The following is a 17,047-nucleotide window of genomic DNA, read 5'->3' on the forward strand; positions in this document are numbered from 1 at the left end:
TTTTGCTCAATCTCTACCAACTCCTAGATAATTGCTGATGTAGACTGCCATAGTTTAATTTTCTACCGGATGTAATTGACCGCGAATATCCCCATAAAAAGTTTGACCTTTGGTATGTAAATTAAAATAAAGTTCGCTACGTCTGCCATAATGTGCCATACCAGCAATTGTTTTAACTTTATCGGGTTTTCCTGATTCAATAGGACAACCTAAAGTGTAAATTCCTAACAAATCTTTGGCGGAATTAGTAGTCTTTTCAATAATTTCATCTGTTACTTCTGCGGAAAAATGACCATCAGCAAAGTTTTGTTTAATATCCCCAGTCAAAGCAAAGTCAACTTGAATAGGGCCAAGTACATCTGGCTTCCCGCAATGGATATGAAACATAACTATATCTTTGAGATTTACGCCTGCTACCTGAACATCAACAAATGCTTTACTCAAGTCTTTGGTGAATTTTACGACTCCGTGTCCATGTGACTTACGCTGATTTCTTGGTATAGAAGGTGCGGTAGATTTTAAAGACGGTGGGGCAATTTTTGGTGTATTTTCCTCATCATCTGGTTCTTGTAGCGGACTTAAAAAAGCTTCGTACACAAAACCAATTTCTTTACCTTTGCTGGGGTCAAGTTTAATATTACTTGACTGTCCGAAAGCAACTGCTTGGTCTACTGATTGCACAAAGATGCTGAATAATATAAAAACTGCCAGACACATCAATGTGGTGAATATAGATTTAAACCGCATAACTACCATCCTTCTCTGTGTGTAAAAAAATTTAAGTTTTAGCAAAAATATATGCAGATGTTTCATTGCAACTCTGTAATTAGACAAAAATTTCCGCGTAATTACTTGTTTTGCGAGGTTTAACGGGAATTTTGCTGTCTAATTTACTTATTTGAACATCGCAATATACAGATTGGTTCAGTGTAATTACTTAAGTTTCTGCTATTTATTGCAGAAGATACCTCAATTCTTCAAGAATCCAGGAATCGGTTTGTTTAAAGATAGGATTTTTGTCTTTAATTTTTTTGTGAATCATGTCATTCTGGCGTGATTAAAGAAATTGATCCCCATATTTCAAAGAATGATTCGCTAGAATCGCCTTTATGAATTGAAAATTCAAATTTTGATTTGCTTATGAAGCGACGCTCAACGATGGTAATAGCATTTTTACTTAGTTTTTTTCTAAGTTTGATACCTTTTTCGGGAAATGTCATTAATGCGGTGACACCAGCCGCAGTTGTTCCAGTATCGGGATTATCTTTTACCCAAGGAGTTAAAAAAACTGTCTTAGAAAACGGTTTAACAGTATTAACGAAAGAAGTTCATACAGCCCCGGTAGTGAGTGTGCAAGTATGGTACAAAGTTGGTTCACGCAACGAAGGTAAAGGGGAAAGTGGTATTTCTCACCAATTAGAACATTTAATGTTTAAAGGTACTAAAGAACGCCCAGTACAGTTTGGTCGTTTGTTTAGTGCTTTGGGTAGTCAGTTTAATGCTTTTACAAGTTACGACGAAACAGCTTATTTCGGCACAGTGCAACGAGATAAACTCGAAGCACTGCTAATTTTAGAAGCAGACCGGATGAAAAATGCTTTGGTTGGGGCTGAACAACTCACCAGTGAAAAGCGTGTGGTGATTTCTGAGTTGCAAGGTTATGAAAACTCACCCAGTTATCGTTTAAATCGGGCGGTGATGAAGGCGGCTTTTCCTAATCGGGCTTATGGTTTATCTGTAGGTGGTACAAAAGCCGATGTGGAAAAATTCACTGTCGAACAGGTGCGGAATTATTACCAAACTTACTACAGTCCTGATAATGCGACTTTGGTAATCACAGGGGATTTTGCCACAGAACCTGTACTCAAGGCGGTGAAAGAAAGTTTTGGCAAGTTGACGAAGAATCAAAAATCAACAGTTGATAGTCAAAAACCCACACCCCCCACCACTTCCAACTCCCAAGCCTCAACTCCCATAGTTTTAAAAGAACCGGGAAGTGCGGCTTTGTTGTATGTTGTCTATCCTTTACCAGATATCCAACATCCTGATGTACCAGCAATTGATGTGATGGATGCAATTTTGACGGGGGGACGGAGTTCGAGACTTTATCAAGCTTTGGTGGAATCTGGTTTAGCAAGTTCTGTGGGTGGAAGTCCTGCGGAATTAATTGAACCGGGTTGGTATGAAATTGAGGCGACAGCCGCCCCCGGTCAAAAGTTAGAGAAAATTGCCCAAGTTCTGCAAACCTCGCTATCAGAATTACAACAAAAGGGCGTGAGTGCAGCAGAGTTAAACCGGGCGAAGACAATATTGCAAGCTTCTTTTGTGTTAGGCAATCAAGATATCAGCAGCCAAGCTAGTCAGTTGGGATATAACCAAACTGTGGCGGGAGATTATAAATATATTGAACGCTATTTAGCGGCGATCGCCAAAGTGACACCAGAAGATGTCCAACGAGTAGCAAAAACTTACCTTGTTCCAGCCAAAAAAACCATTGGCTTTTTTGAACCAACTCAACCAGATGGTGAAGCCGGAACCTCTAGTTCTGGTTCTGGTCGGACTGTGGAAAACTTTAGCCCTGGTCAACCTGTAGACCCGGCCGAACTGGCAAAATATTTACCGCCTGCAAGTTCATCTACAGGATCTAATCAACAACCTCTACCACAACAGTTTTCTTTAGCCAATGGTTTGCGAGTCTTACTGTTACCTGACCGCAGTCTGCCCACAATTAATATTAGTGGTCAAATTGATGCGGGAACTGAGTTTGATAGTAATCAAAAAGCTGGACTCGCTCTTCTCACCGCAGAAAACTTAATGAATGGTACCGAAACGAAAAATGCTTTGGCTTTAGCCCAAACTTTAGAAGATCGGGGAACCAGTTTAGAGTTTAGCCCCAGCCGCGAAGGTGTCAGTATTAGTGGTGAAGGGCTTTCCGCTAACTTGCCAGTTTTAGTGCAAACTTTGGCAGATGTCTTACAAAATGCGAACTTCCCCGATGACCAATTAGAACTGAGTCGTCAACGGGCGTTAACTAATGTAAAAGTGCAGTTAGATGACCCCAGTACTTTAGCAAGGCGCGTATTCCAACAAGCAATTTACCCAGAAAGTCATCCTTTCCACAGTTTTTCCACAGAAGCGAGTTTAAAGAGTATCACTCGTGACGATGTGTTGAACTTTTATCGTCAACATTACCGTCCAGACACAACCACAATCGCTTTAGTGGGAGATTTTGACCCAGCGAAGGTGAAAGATTTATTCAATCAAGCTTTTACTAAATGGCAAGCTGAAGGTAAACCACCTGGGTTGAATTTGCCGAAAGTACCCCTACCAAAAACTTCCACTCGCTTGAATAAAGTGATTCCCGGTAAAGCTGAGGCTGTAACTTATATTGGTTACAACGGCATTTCTCGTAAAGACCCCCGTTTCTATGCAGCTTTGGTATTGAATCAAATTTTAGGCGGTGATACTTTATCTAGCCGTTTGGGTACAGAAGTACGCGATCGCCTTGGTTTGACTTATGGTATCTACAGTGGTTTTGCTGCGGGGATCAATCCCGGCCCCTTCTTAATTGAAATGCAAACTGCGCCTACAGATGCCCAAAAAGCGATCGCCAGCACCCTCGCTTTACTCAAACAGTTACGGGAACAAGGCATCACAGAATCAGAATTAAATACTGCCAAACGTTCCATTACTAATAGCTACCCTGTGGAATTAGCCAATCCCAGCGAAGTTGCCAACATCATTTTAAATAATGCTGTTTTGGGTCTTTCACCAGCAGAAATCCGGGAATTTCCGCGACGCATTCAAGCTGTAAATATGACTCAAATTCAACAAGTCATCAAAGATTTAATTCAACCAGAAAATGTGGTGATTGTCACTGCTGGCCCTGGTGAAACAGCATCCAAGTAAGGGTAATACCATTTTGGATCTTAGATTTTAGATTTTGGATTGAGACAGGCTTTACTGGTAAGCTTTTGGGCAATTCATTTGTCGCAATCATTCTTCAATTTGGTATAACTCATCAGTGATTTAAACTCAATTCTTGATAAACAACTAGATACCCGACTTATTGAATAAGTCGGGTATTTGATTTAGGGCGATTTTGATCAGCGTCTCAATTTCTTTTTCCCCCCGCCCCTACAGTCCTTATGATATCAGTTCTGGTTATTTAAATTATCATCTTGCTTTTCTCGCTGATTTGTGGGAAATTCTAATTTAATCACTAACTACTTAAAATCTATCGATTTACCGTAGTTAGTGAAAATATATAGATAAAAGCGGCTGCCAGAGTCAGCCTAAATTCTGATGGGTAGATTATCTGCTAAGTATCAGAACATAGGTAAATCTCTGCACCTGTACACAGAAATTCTCTCACGCATCCTGTTTTGATGATGCGCCATCTGTAAGCAACGTCTACAAACAACTGCTTGTAGCGACATATCATCTTGACTTTTTTATTGAGGAGCAAATCTGATGCAATTTGAATCTGAGTCAGCAAATCAAGCGCAAAACAACAGCCCAAATTCTCCAACTCGCAATTCATTTATTAAACGCTTCAGCAGACGTTCATTTCTCAATCGCACCACAATGTTAACTGCAACTGGGGTAGTTGCAGGTGTGATGGGTTCCACAGTTTCGTCTTTCCGCAAAGAAGGCGTTGTTCAAGCTAGTGGACGAGATGTGGTTGGGCGGTTTAACTATAACAGGTTTGTAGATAGAGCCTACCGAGTTCGCTTAGAAGCCGCCAGACTAGAACGAAGTTTTCCGATTCCACCTCATCCTACCAACGGCGATGAGCAAAGGTATGCTAACAAAATTGGCAGTGATTCTAGAGGTTTGCCCCATAACCAAAGAGGTGAAGTTAACCTAGAAGCTTACAACTCTTTAACTACAGCACTTAACAGGCAAGACCCCAGCCTATATGAAAAAATTATCTTGGGTGGTACCAGAAAACTAGTCAACCCTCAAGGGCCGTTGGCAATTAGCCTTGAAGGTATCAACGCGGCTCAAATAGGCGTACCAATACCACCAGCTTTAGCCAGTGCAGCCCGCGCCGATGAAGCAGTGGAATTATACTGGCAAGCTTTACTGCGTGATGTATCTTTTTCTAAGTTTCAAGATAATACAGATGATCCGAATGTTTTAGCAGCTGTTGACGAGTTGAACAGACTGTCTGCTTTTTACGGGCCAAAAATCAATGGTCGTGTCACCCCGCAAACTTTATTTCGTGGTACTGTCAGCTACGTTGACCCCTCTGACCGTTCTGGTGGAACTCCAAGACACGTCACTCCGCCAGGGGTATTAAACGGCCCTTACATTTCCCAATTTTTACTGCGGAATATTCCTTGGGGAACACAGTATATTTTGGCAGTAATTCGGACTGCCCTCTCCGGTAATGACTTTTTGATTGACTTTAACGAATGGCTGACTGTGCAGAATGGTGGCAATTCTGGCAGATCAATTAATTATGACCCTACGCGCCGTTATGTATCGACTGTGCGTGATTTGGGTGAATTTGCTCATATTGGTGGCGCTTTGTATTACGGGGCTTCTTTACTTCTCAGTTCCCCAGTGAGTTTACGTGACCCACTGATTGACGGTGGAATTGGCGCACCGTTAAATCCTGGTAATCCCTACGTTAACTCTCGGACACAAGTAGGTTCTGCTGCGACATTTGCCGTGGGGCATTTACAAGCACTATTAAACTTGGGAACTTCACGGGCAATTCGCGCCTCATATTGGCAGAAGTATTATGTACATCGCACCCTGCGCCCAGAAGCCTACGGTGGATTAATCTACAACAATCTTGTCAACAGGACTCAATATCCCATTCATCCTGAGATATTAAATTCCCAAGCTTTGGCCAGAACTTACAGCAAGTTGGGTACTTATTTGCTACCGCAAGCTTATCCAGAAGCTGCACCTTTACATCCTTCATATACGGGTGGCGCTGCGGTAATTGCAGGTGTGAATGTGACATTGTTAAAGGCTTTCTTTGATGAAAACCACGTCATTCCTAACCCCGTAGTACCCGACCCCAGCGACCCAACAAAGTTAATTCCCTACACTGGTGAGCCATTAACCGTGGGTGGAGAGTTGAACAAGTTGGCAACTAATTATGCTATTGGTCGTGGTCACGGTGGTATTCACTGGCGGACTGATGGTGCAGCAGGTATAGCTATAGGGGAAGAGGTGGCTATTAGCCTATTGCGAGATGAAAGGTTAGGTTATATCGAAGATTTCCCAGGCTTTACCTTTACTAGATTTGACGGCACCAGAATTACTGTTTGACATACTCTCCACCCTTGAAGGGTGGGGATTCTAGGCTCAAACAGCGATAGCAGGCATAACCCGACTTACATCACCTAACCCAACAGTCGATGCCCCGACTGCACAAATATTACGACTGGCGTTTTCATCCCTTGCATTTACTGATTGGCAGGATGGGCAACGCCATTCTCTAATAGATAAATCTAACTCTTGTAGAACATAACCACAACAAGAGCAAGTCTTAGTTGATGGATACCATTGGTTGATGAAAACAAGCAATTTATTCTTCTTTTTGGCAATCCATACGAGGATTAGCACAAACTCGCCAAACGCCAAATCTGAGATTTTCCTCCCCCAAAGACGCTGCATTCCTTTGAGATTTAAGGTTTCAAAACATAGCACATCAAACTTATCAGTTAGTTCATGTGCCAACTTCCAAAACCAATCACGCCGACGATGAGAAATATCTTCATGCTTGCGGACTAAATTTTTTCTAGCTCGTTCTCTGTTAGATGAGCCTTTTAACTTTTTGGAATGCTGTCTACTAGCATTTTTAATAGCGTTTAGGGATTGCTTAAAAAATTGGGGTGACTCAATTTTAGTACCATCCGAGCAAGTGAGAAATGTTTTGAGTCCAAAATCAAACCCCGCTATTCTACCAGTCGTGGACTTGGTTTCTGACTCAACACAATTATCAACCACCACAACCATAAACAATTCACCTAATGGTGTACGTTTAATGGTTAAGGTTTTGATTGTTCCCTCTATCTCTCTAGACTTCCAAAATTGATATACTCGATGACCAATTTTTACCTTGTTGCCATTTAAAAACTTATAGCCTGCTTGTTTGAGGGTGAATGATTTGTATTTTTTAACTTTCTTAAATCCTGGTGGTCTAACTCCTTTATGATTATGTTTAAAGAATAATTGATAGGCTTTCTCGATACGTTGACAGATATCTTGTACTGCTTGAGAACCTACCGATTGCCAGAATGGATTTTGCTTTCTCAATTTGGCAATGTGCGACTGAAGTTTTGTACAATTCAAGTGCTTGCCCCACATTCTGTAGTAGCGTTTGTGTAGAGCAATGCAATGATTGTAGATGACCCCAGCCGCATTTATCATGCGCTTTAGGTGTTTATTTCTTTTGTGTTGATATAGCTTAAACTTCAGTGTTTTCATATTAGTATTTTACCAAAAATCTGAAGCTAAAAACTTAGATTATTCTTAAATTAAGTAAAGTCGCCCTTGAAGGGCGAGGAACCTCAAACCCATATTTTTGGTAATTTGATTGGTAGTTAAAAATGCGATCGCCCATATTTTAGCGATCGCATTTATGAACAATTTAATTGGATATTTTGTAAATCAAAAACACCGAACCAATTGCACCGCCATTTTCGACATAAATTTTACCGTTGTAATATAATCCAGGCGAAGCACCCCCATCAAATAACATTCCTTCTTGAATTTTGCCTAAACAATTATTCCGAGCAATACCCGATAAAACATCATCAAACATATCTGGTAGTAATTCTTGATTAACTTGAGAAGATTCAATAACGGAATTAGCTTTGATATCATTCACTAATAAAATTACATAACCTCTACTAGTCGTCGCCACCATAGAGCGATTAGTTGATTCTTTACAAGCAAGTTCTCCTAAATCTTGACAAATATCTTTAAACTTACCTTGGCGATAAAATCTGCCATTTCCACCCACTAAATTGTAATTCCAAAGATTATTACTTCTTCTCCCTGCTTGAATTGTGGCGATTCGCTCTTGTGGTTTCCCTCCAGAAATACCAAAGGAAGAACGTCTAGTTTTAAATGCGCCCGAATACTCCACACCACGGGAAATATTTAAGCCTTGTGGTTTATCATCAGTGCCGATATAATCGGCGTTAATCGCTACTAGCGGTCTTTGTCCATTTAACAGGGAATTGCGATCGCTGATAATTTCATTAAATTGCTTCGGTACATAATTTCTGATAAATTTACCCTGTTGATTTTTTGCATAAAGCTTGTGAGATAAACCCACATTCACCTTGAAATCTAACTTTGGTGATTTAGGATTAAAAATAATCACATGATTAATACCCTTAGTGGATTTCTGCCCTTGATTATTAGTTTTAAAAAATTCCAGGCTGAATTGAGGATTTTCACCGGGGCAAGTTTTTGCAGCTTTGGTTGATGAATTTGCTGTATCTTCTTTACAAGCAAACAACAAATTGATACTAATGCTCAATATACATAAGAGAAATATTTTCTTAATCCACATATCTAAAATTATAAAAACCCGCTACAGAACGACTATAGCGGGTAATAATTAAAAATTCCAATTTCGGAGACTTAAATGCAAAGTTTCTCAAGTGTGTGCTGAGAGTTGCAGCAGAATAATTTATACCAGAAATTCCACAGTACATTTAAACCCTAAATGCAATCAGACAGGGTTAATAGAATAGAGCGACATCATCTAGCGCGTATGAAATTCCACGACTGTTTGTGAAATTTTGATGTCATAGTTACCAAAGAAATCGTGACCAAGTAAGCCGATACCTGCTTTAGATGCGATCGCCACTTCCAGATTATTTGCTACAATCCCACCCGCAGAGATAGACTGAACTTTGCCTGTAGAAAATTGTACTTGGCTACCATCAGCAGTTTGCGCTTGCAGTGTACCTGTGGGTTTAACTTGCAAAGCATTAGCCATTGCTTGGGTAATCAAAGTTCCGTTAGCACCTGTATCGACAATCATTTCAAAGGTTTTTTGGTTATTAAAGGTGACATCAATCACCGGAGTTCTACCAAAGTGACGTTTGATAGGTATCCGAAAAACCTTACCCCCAGAAGTTGCGTTGATTTTCTGAGCATCACTGCAAAGCTTGGTTAACTCCACCGTCATTCCAGAAGCAGTCACCATAAAACAAGTACCTTTATCTTCCGCTACTGCCCGGTGTGTAAATGCTGATAATATCAGCGTTGGCATTACTACAATCAACGCCACGTTAATATTAGTAATTGCCCGTTTCCAAGCGCAGTTCATTTGAGGATATTCTCCGATTGTTTATTAATATGAAAAATAAATTCTTTATTAAAATTTTAGATTGATGGTTTTAGTTACTAAATTTTACTGATTCCTCAATAAGTTTGCTGGTAAAATCCAGTATTTTTCAGGATTTATTAATGTGCAAAATATGAGTTTTTCACCTAATAAATCTATATTATCGAGATTGAGGAACAGCTAACTTAAAGATTAAATGAAGAGTCCATAAATCTACTGAGGTGATATTTAAAGCTAAACACAAGAATTTGTGATGGCGTGGATAGCAGTAGCGATCGCATTTCCCACAGCCACCTCTTTCTGTTCTAAAACTACCCTCTCATCAACGTTGCGTTGAGCTACCACACCGCAAACAGCCGCCGCCGCAAATTTATACACACCCGCCATTTTGAACAATGTGCCGCATTCCATTTCGTAGTTCAAAATATTCAACCGCCGATACTCTTCCGTAATTCCCCGGAGCGATCGCATTAAATAGGGATTGGCTGAATCAGCGCGTTCCTGTCCTTCATAAAAAGTATCAACAGATGCAGTAATTCCTAAATAATGCTCAAATCCTAACTCTTGTGCAGCCTTGACTAAAGCCACTGTCAAAAATGGATCAGCCGCCGCCGGATATTCTATAGGTGCAATGTCATTAGCTGCACCTTGACGACACAAAGCCGCACTACTAATGACAATACTGCCGACTGGTACATGAAGTTGAATTGAGCCACAAGTCCCGATGCGAATAATTTGCCGGATTCCCACCTGTACCAATTCATTCACCACAATACTTAAAGAAGGCGCACCCATCCCACTAGTTGCCGCTAAGATGGGGCGATGATTGGGTAAATAGCCTAAATAACTATCAAGTCCGCGATTTTGGGATAATAAACGCACATCTTGGAAATAATTTTCGGCAATCAGACGGGTGCGATCGCGATCGCCAGATAATAAAGCAATCTCAGGCGGCGATGTCCCTAAATCCTCTTGCCCAAAACCAATGTGATAAAAGCGTTTGTTTGTCATATAGCAGTCCGATTTGATTTTTGAACAAATACGTAGTAGCGCGGCAAGCCTTAAATGTTGCATGATAAATTTCTTGTGGGATGGGCTTCTAGCCCGTCCGGTGCGGGCAGGATGCCCACACCACAAGAGTTATTTTTATGCCCTATTTTAGCCTTGCCACGCCAGTAGGGTGTGTTAGCGACAGCGTAACGCACCTACAGTTACGGCTTAATGCCTCCGCAGACTTTAAAAGTAATCAGCACAAAAAACCCCCGAATTTGATCAGGGGCTAAGAGTTCATAAAATTACTAACTTGATGCAATTACCTGTGATCAAAAGCTGAGAGTTACCCCCAGACAACTGGGGACTGTCAATCAATTACGATGATTGTTACTGTAGCGAACCCTTGTACCTGCCCAGAGTAACTTTTCGCGCAGTGTTTGATAATAGGAATTGTTTTCGCGTAAGACAATAAATTTAGCTCGACACTCAGCCATTCGCACATCAACGCGATGTCCAGGCCAAATGGAAGTAGATAACACCCCATCCATCCACAATTTAGTACTTAAATCGTAATCGCCCAAAGGCCAAATACTCACCACCACCCCAGGCGGTAACACCAAGGGACGGCTAGACAGGCTCATCGGACAAATGGGAGTAATGGTGACAGCTTCCATCCCGTCGTGCATGATGGGGCCACTTGCCGAAACAGTGTAACCAGTAGAACCTGTAGGAGTAGAAATAATCAACCCGTCTCCTACATACTGATCGACTACTTCACCATCAATTTCCATTTCGAGGATAGAAGTGATCATGCGATCGGCAGAAGCGGGTTTAACACAAAATTCATTTAATGCTAGGTAGCGTTCGGTGACTGGTTCTAAATTCGTGCGATGACCTTCATACACTGCGGCTTGTAGCATCATTCGCCGTTGAATGGCATAACGATCCTCAAACAGCCGATCCCATACTTTTTCTGTATCTTGAAATTCATCTACAGACTCGGTTAAAAAGCCCAGATGACCGCCCACATTCACGCCAAGAATGGGGATACCAGCTGGGGCTAAATGTCTGGCACTAGTTAAAACAGTACCATCACCACCGAGTACTAAAGCCATGTCAATTGGTTGATTAGACGATGCCAAAAATACCGGGTAAGGGTTATCTTTTGGCCCGCTAGGCCCCATCAGTACATGACAACCGCGATTTTCTAGCTGCTTGGCACAAATTTCTGCCCAGCGTTTACTTTGAGAATCTCGCGCCTTATAAGCAATGATTACCTGCTTGAGTTGCACGCACAATTACCATTTCAGGAGATTAAACTGCTCCATATCGACGGTATCACGGTTGCGATAAATGGCCAAAACGATCGCCAAACCTACCGCCGCTTCGGCAGCAGCCACAGTAATGACAAATACGGTAAATACTTGGCCTTTAATTAATGTTGAGTCAAGAAAGTTGGAAAATGCCATTAAATTCAAATTAACAGCATTTAGCAGTAGCTCAATTGACATCAGCACCCGCACAGCATTACGACTGGTAATTAAACCATAAATGCCGATACAAAACAAAGCGGCGGCCAGTAATAAAAAGTACTGAAGTTGCATGAATCCTAGTATTCCTTGTAAAGTTTGCTGGCTGTAAATCTTTTGTTGAGGTTGGGTGTAAGGGTATAAGGGTGTAAGGGTGTTGAATATTTACACCCTTACACCCCTGCACCCTTGGCCTAAACCATGATTTCTCGTTGTCATGGAAAATTTACTCTTGGCTGTCTCTACCTGCTGATACAAGTTCTCTGGGGCGTTCTGGCAAAGTTAGAACAGTTGATTGTGAAACTTGATCTGGCAGATACTCACGTCGCGCCAAAATAATTGCGCCTACCATTGCCATCAGCAACAAAATAGAAGCCAACTCAAAGGGTAATAAAAAGTCGCTGAAGAAATGCTCACCAATCAACACTATCGAACTTTCACCAGCTACGGGTGTAGTGGAGTATGCCCAAGGTGTTGCCAAAACCATTGCACTCAACAAGCCAAATAGCCCAATACTAACTACACCTGTGAGTACTTTCCGCACGCCAGCACTGGGAAATGGGGCAAAATCTTGGCGCTTGTTCACCAACATAATGGCGAACAAAATTAACACGTTAACCGCCCCAACATAAATCAGCACTTGGGCTGCGGCTACAAAGTCCGCATTCAGCAACAGGTACATTCCCGCAATGCTGATAAATACGCCTCCTAGCAAAAAGGCAGAATAAACAATGCTGGAAGACAACACTACACCCAGTGCTGCGCCAATCAGCATTACTGCTAGTACACCAAACGAAATAATCTGTACACCTTCCGCTAGATTCACTTTTTTATCCTCAGTCAAACAATTTTGGATTTTAGATTTGCGATTTTAGATTGATGATTTTAGATTTTTTCTGTTGAACCCTTATAGAGTAATTTCCCTACCGTAAGCACTTGCCATTGAGTGATCTGGGGGCTTGAACGGAAAATAATCCAAAATCCAAAATCCAAAATTTAAAATCTAAAATTGGTATGGTCATTGGTCATTAGTAAAAGACAAAGAACAAATGACTTATGACATTTATTTTTCTGCAAGGTCTTCTGGACGTGCGCCAGCGCGGGGTGCATCTGCGGGGACACCGTGGGGTTCAAGTACGCCTTTGGGTAGATAAACCAGTTCGCGTAGCGGTGTCACCATTGGATCATTAGTGACTTTGTAAGGCAGACGGCCGAGAGCTACACTGTCATAGTTCAGTTCATGGCGATCGTAGGTGGAAAGTTCGTATTCTTCTGTCATGGATAGACAGTTGGTGGGACAGTATTCCACACAGTTACCACAGAAGATACAAACCCCAAAGTCGATGCTGTAGTGTTTGAGCTTTTTCTTTTTGCTACCTTTGTCAAATTCCCAGTCAACTACAGGTAAGTTAATGGGACATACACGTACACAGACTTCGCAGGCGATACATTTATCAAATTCATAGTGAATCCTACCGCGAAACCTTTCGCCAGGAATGAGTTTCTCGTAAGGGTACTGTACGGTAATGGGTCGCCGCCGCATGTGGTCGAAGGTAACAGATAGCCCCTGACCGATGTAACGACCAGCTTGTACTGCTTCTTTGGCGTAATCACCAACTTGCTTCAGGAACTTTAGCATTGTGTTTCACTCTCTCTTTTTTGTCATTTGTCCTTTGTCATTGATCTTTGGTCATTTGTTCTTTGCTAATGACCAATGACTAATGACAATTGACTATCCACCAAAAGCGACGGGAAAGGCTAATTTCAGGGCGGCGGTTAATAGAAGATTCACCAAACCCACGGGTAATAAAAACTTCCATCCTAAATCTAAGAGTTGGTCAATGCGTACACGGGGTACTGTCCAGCGCAATAGGATGGCGATAAACACTAGGAAGTAGGCTTTGAGTACAGTCATTGTAATACCCACACCGGCAGTGACTACTTGTAAGACAGGATTAGTTTCACTGACACCTAACAAACTAGCGATGGTGTTGATGGGAAAGGGAAAATCCCAACCGCCTAAATATAAAACTGATACCAATAAAGCAGAAAGTACTAAGTTAACGTAGGAACTGAGGTAGAACAAAGCAAATTTCATGCCTGAGTACTCAGTTTGATAACCTGCTACGAGTTCTTCTTCTGCTTCGGGTAAGTCGAAGGGTAAGCGTTCACATTCTGCTAAAGCAGCAATCCAAAAGATGAGAAAGCCGACTGGTTGTCGCCAAATATTCCAGCCGAGGATACCGTAACCAGATTGTTGATTGACGATATCAACTGTGCTGAGGCTGTTAGACATCATAGCGATCGCCAGCACACTCAGCGCCAGGGGAATTTCATAACTAATAGATTGCGCTGCTGCTCGCAAGCCCCCTAAGAGGGAGTATTTATTATTGGATGCGTAGCCTGCCATTAACAAGCCAATTGGCTGAATGCTAGACAAGGCAATCCACAAAAAGACTCCCATACCCACATTAGTAATTACAATATTCTGTCCAAATGGCACAATCAAATAAGACAGAAATACTGGCAGTACCACAATGATGGGGCCGAGAGTAAATAACCAGGGGTCAGCTTTACCTGGTACAATGTCTTCCTTAAACACCAGCTTTAAACCATCGGCAACTGGAGCAAGTAAGCCAAAAGCCCCAATAAATTCAGGGCCGATTCGCTGCTGTGCTGCTGCTGAAATCTTTCTTTCCAGCCACACACACACTAATACACCCACTGTTGCCCCAATCAGCATCAGGATCATTGGCAACGGCATCCAAAGTGCTTTGGCTGTGCCGTCTGATAGTCCTAAATCCGTTAGGGATTTAATAAACGTTCCTTGAAGGTCAATTCCTGAATTCATGTTTCCGCTCTTTAAGTCAGTTGAGGTATGAAGTGTGTAGACACCCTTTGGGTGGCTTCCCGGAGGGTAGTATGAAGTATGAAGTATGAATTTTCTACTTCAAACTTCAGCCTTCAGCCTTTCTGAGATGACTCCTGATTGAAGATTTATTGCCATATTCCCATGCCTAGTATATCGTTGCATGGTTTTCAGTCCCTGTAGCTATACAAGAACTTCTGCTTATAGGTAGGATTGAGATTTGCTATAGGGAGTAGGGAGTGGGGAGTGGGGAGTAGAAGTTAGGGATAATTACATACAATATTTCTACCTTGTCTCCTTGTCACGCCACTGAGGGAGTCGGCAGAGCCGCCCAACGCAGTGGCTCCTCCTTGTCTCCCTAGCCTCTAGCATAAGCAAACATCAAAAAACTGCCGCTTCCATGCTGGCAACGGTTATTTGCTGCTTATAGGATTTCTGATTCCCGAAATTGGGGGTTGATGCTGATATTTTTACTTGTAGGTAGGTGCTTGCTGAACGGACACACGGCTAGTTAACGTTGTTCGAGCGGGGTGTAAGGAACTTCGTGTTTACCGTTGTAAACCTGGGTGGGACGGAAAATCCGGTTTTCTGCTAGTTGTTCTTTCCAGTGAGCTAACCAACCAGCAACGCGGGCGATCGCAAATATTGGTGTAAACAAGTCTGTAGGAATGCCCATTTTCCTGTACACCAAACCAGAGTAAAAGTCAACATTGGGGTAGATGCCTTTATGACCGAGTTTTTCCTCAACTACCCGTTCCATTTCTTGGGCAATTTCGTAGTATTTATCTCCCCCGAACTTGTCAAACAGTTGCTCGGCAAGGTCTTGGAGAATGATGGCGCGTGGGTCTTTAACTTTGTAGACGCGATGTCCAAAGCCCATCAGTTTTTGTTTGTTTTGTAGGCGATCCTCAACATAAGGACGGACTTTTTCTACAGAACCGATTTCTTCCAACATCTGAATTACTTCTTCGTTGGCTCCACCGTGTAAAGGGCCGCCCAAGGTTCCCACAGCACTAGCAACTACAGCATAAGGGTCAGTCAAGGTTGAAGCTGTTACCCTAGCACTAAAGGTCGAAGCATTCATTGTATGCTCAACATGCAGAATTAAGCAGATGTCAAAGATTTTTGCCGCTAAAGCATCCGGTTCTTTCTCGTTGAGCATGTAGAGAAAATTGGCGGAATAATCTAAGTCATCGCGGGGTTTTACAGGGTCATTACCCTTACGCATTAACTGGAATGCAGCCACCATTGTGGGGATAGTTGCTATCAAGCGCACAACTGAATCCCGAATGTAGGCAGGGTTATGTAAATCGCGTAGGGAGTAAAACAAGCCTAACGCCGCCGCCGAGGCTTGCAGAGCATCCATTGGATGACCGCTTTCCGGGAAGGATTTCATCATGTCCCGAATCCGGTATTTAATCCGCCTGTGGAGGCGAACTTCTTCCTCAAATGCTTTGAGTTCTTCTTTACTTGGCAATTCGCCCCAGATCAGGAGATAAGCAGTTTCGAGAAAGGTACTTTTGGCGGCTAACTCCTCAATCCGGATGCCACGATATTCTAGTATTCCCTTCTGCCCATCCACGTAGCTGATACTCGATTGGGCTGCGGGAATGCCTTCTAAACCGGGCTTGTATTCGCACACCATCATGGCAACACCATTTGCTTTGTGAAATATTCGATCACGCTAACTTACCAGAAATTATTTTCGCCATAACAGTAGTCGCTATCACAACAATTCTTCGAGAAGAGTTGAAAAACTGTTATAGCAAGTACTTGGGTGGTGTCAACCAGAACATTTGACTACGACCCACAACAGCTCCTGCTTCTGGCAGTTTTACTCCGATCATACCTGCTTTTTTCAAGACTAAGCAGCCTTTTACCTCTCCCCAAAGAAGAATTTCTGCCCAGTTGCTTAAATCAGGTTCATGACCAACCAAGGCAAGTTGGATATTTGGCGAATAATTTTTCGGTTCTAACCAGTAAACTAACCAATTGGAAAAATGACCACCAGGAGCGAGGTGAGAAGATTCTTCTAATTGTGAACTGAGTCCGGTGGCGACAAGAATTTCTGCTGTTTGACGAGCGCGGACTAAGGGACTGGTGACAATTAAATTAAACTGCAAATCTAGCTGGAGTAGACGCTGGGCGACTTTCTCGGTTTTTTGCCTGCCTTCTTTGGTGAGTTGTCGTTCCTCATCTTTAATGCCAGCTTGTCGCTCTTGGGCGATGCCATGACGAATCAGATACAGTTCCACAATAATAGCCCTGATTGCTGAGTTAGGATTTACGCCTGATGTTATTTAACATATCCTAATTATTCTTGAA

General features: G+C 42.2%; 14 protein-coding genes. 2 read left to right on the plus strand and 12 right to left on the minus strand.

Going from position 1 to position 17,047, the window contains the following annotated elements; genetic code table 11:
- Nucleotides 1–54 precede the first annotated feature (54 nt).
- A complete protein-coding gene (locus tag H6G77_RS04655) occupies nucleotides 55–747 on the minus strand; it encodes a CHRD domain-containing protein (protein ID WP_190677582.1) in 693 nt (230 codons plus the stop codon).
- 393 nt (nucleotides 748–1,140) lie between these two features.
- On the opposite strand from H6G77_RS04655, the gene H6G77_RS04660 reads away from it, so the two are divergent.
- Entirely contained in the window at nucleotides 1,141–3,909 is a 2,769-nt protein-coding gene (locus H6G77_RS04660) for a pitrilysin family protein (protein WP_190870948.1), read from the plus strand.
- Nucleotides 3,910–4,473: 564 nt separating this feature from the next.
- Nucleotides 4,474–6,291, plus strand: coding sequence for a vanadium-dependent haloperoxidase (locus H6G77_RS04665; protein WP_190870949.1), 1,818 nt, complete (start codon nucleotides 4,474–4,476; stop codon nucleotides 6,289–6,291).
- Nucleotides 6,292–6,327: 36 nt separating this feature from the next.
- Here H6G77_RS04665 and H6G77_RS04670 read toward each other — a convergent pair whose 3' ends face one another.
- The 11 genes from H6G77_RS04670 to sixA all read right to left on the minus strand — a co-directional run bounded on the left by H6G77_RS04670 (nucleotide 6,328) and on the right by sixA (nucleotide 16,977).
- Complete coding sequence (locus H6G77_RS04670; RefSeq protein WP_190870950.1) at nucleotides 6,328–7,452, minus strand: RNA-guided endonuclease TnpB family protein; 1,125 nt, start codon at nucleotides 7,450–7,452, stop codon at nucleotides 6,328–6,330.
- A 163-nt stretch (nucleotides 7,453–7,615) separates the two neighbouring features.
- Nucleotides 7,616–8,548 (minus strand): phosphodiester glycosidase family protein, encoded by a 933-nt coding sequence (locus tag H6G77_RS04675; RefSeq protein WP_190870951.1) that lies wholly within the window; start codon nucleotides 8,546–8,548, stop codon nucleotides 7,616–7,618.
- Nucleotides 8,549–8,743: 195 nt separating this feature from the next.
- Nucleotides 8,744–9,313 carry a TIGR02281 family clan AA aspartic protease gene (locus H6G77_RS04680; RefSeq protein ID WP_190593849.1) on the minus strand — a complete coding sequence of 190 codons (570 nt, stop codon included), beginning with the start codon at nucleotides 9,311–9,313 and terminating at the stop codon, nucleotides 8,744–8,746.
- Nucleotides 9,314–9,565: 252 nt separating this feature from the next.
- Nucleotides 9,566–10,342 (minus strand): nucleoside phosphorylase, encoded by a 777-nt coding sequence (locus H6G77_RS04685; protein ID WP_190870952.1) that lies wholly within the window; start codon nucleotides 10,340–10,342, stop codon nucleotides 9,566–9,568.
- A gap of 353 nt (nucleotides 10,343–10,695) precedes the next feature.
- Complete coding sequence (locus H6G77_RS04690) at nucleotides 10,696–11,616, minus strand: NAD(+) kinase (protein WP_190593853.1); 921 nt, start codon at nucleotides 11,614–11,616, stop codon at nucleotides 10,696–10,698.
- Between the two features lie 6 nt (nucleotides 11,617–11,622).
- Nucleotides 11,623–11,928 carry an NADH-quinone oxidoreductase subunit NuoK gene (nuoK, locus tag H6G77_RS04695; protein WP_006199065.1) on the minus strand — a complete coding sequence of 102 codons (306 nt, stop codon included), beginning with the start codon at nucleotides 11,926–11,928 and terminating at the stop codon, nucleotides 11,623–11,625.
- A gap of 151 nt (nucleotides 11,929–12,079) precedes the next feature.
- Nucleotides 12,080–12,679 carry an NADH-quinone oxidoreductase subunit J gene (locus H6G77_RS04700; protein ID WP_190593855.1) on the minus strand — a complete coding sequence of 200 codons (600 nt, stop codon included), beginning with the start codon at nucleotides 12,677–12,679 and terminating at the stop codon, nucleotides 12,080–12,082.
- Between the two features lie 237 nt (nucleotides 12,680–12,916).
- Nucleotides 12,917–13,492, minus strand: coding sequence for an NAD(P)H-quinone oxidoreductase subunit I (gene ndhI / locus H6G77_RS04705; RefSeq protein ID WP_190593857.1), 576 nt, complete (start codon nucleotides 13,490–13,492; stop codon nucleotides 12,917–12,919).
- Between the two features lie 93 nt (nucleotides 13,493–13,585).
- On the minus strand, nucleotides 13,586–14,704 hold the full coding sequence (gene nuoH, locus H6G77_RS04710) for an NADH-quinone oxidoreductase subunit NuoH (protein WP_190870953.1): 1,119 nt from the start codon (nucleotides 14,702–14,704) through the stop codon (nucleotides 13,586–13,588).
- 529 nt (nucleotides 14,705–15,233) lie between these two features.
- Nucleotides 15,234–16,370, minus strand: coding sequence for a citrate synthase (locus H6G77_RS04715; protein WP_190593861.1), 1,137 nt, complete (start codon nucleotides 16,368–16,370; stop codon nucleotides 15,234–15,236).
- Nucleotides 16,371–16,482: 112 nt separating this feature from the next.
- Nucleotides 16,483–16,977, minus strand: coding sequence for a phosphohistidine phosphatase SixA (gene sixA / locus H6G77_RS04720; RefSeq protein ID WP_190870954.1), 495 nt, complete (start codon nucleotides 16,975–16,977; stop codon nucleotides 16,483–16,485).
- Nucleotides 16,978–17,047 lie beyond the last annotated feature (70 nt).

This window comes from Aulosira sp. FACHB-615 (genome assembly GCF_014698045.1).
GTDB lineage: Bacteria > Cyanobacteriota > Cyanobacteriia > Cyanobacteriales > Nostocaceae > Nostoc_B.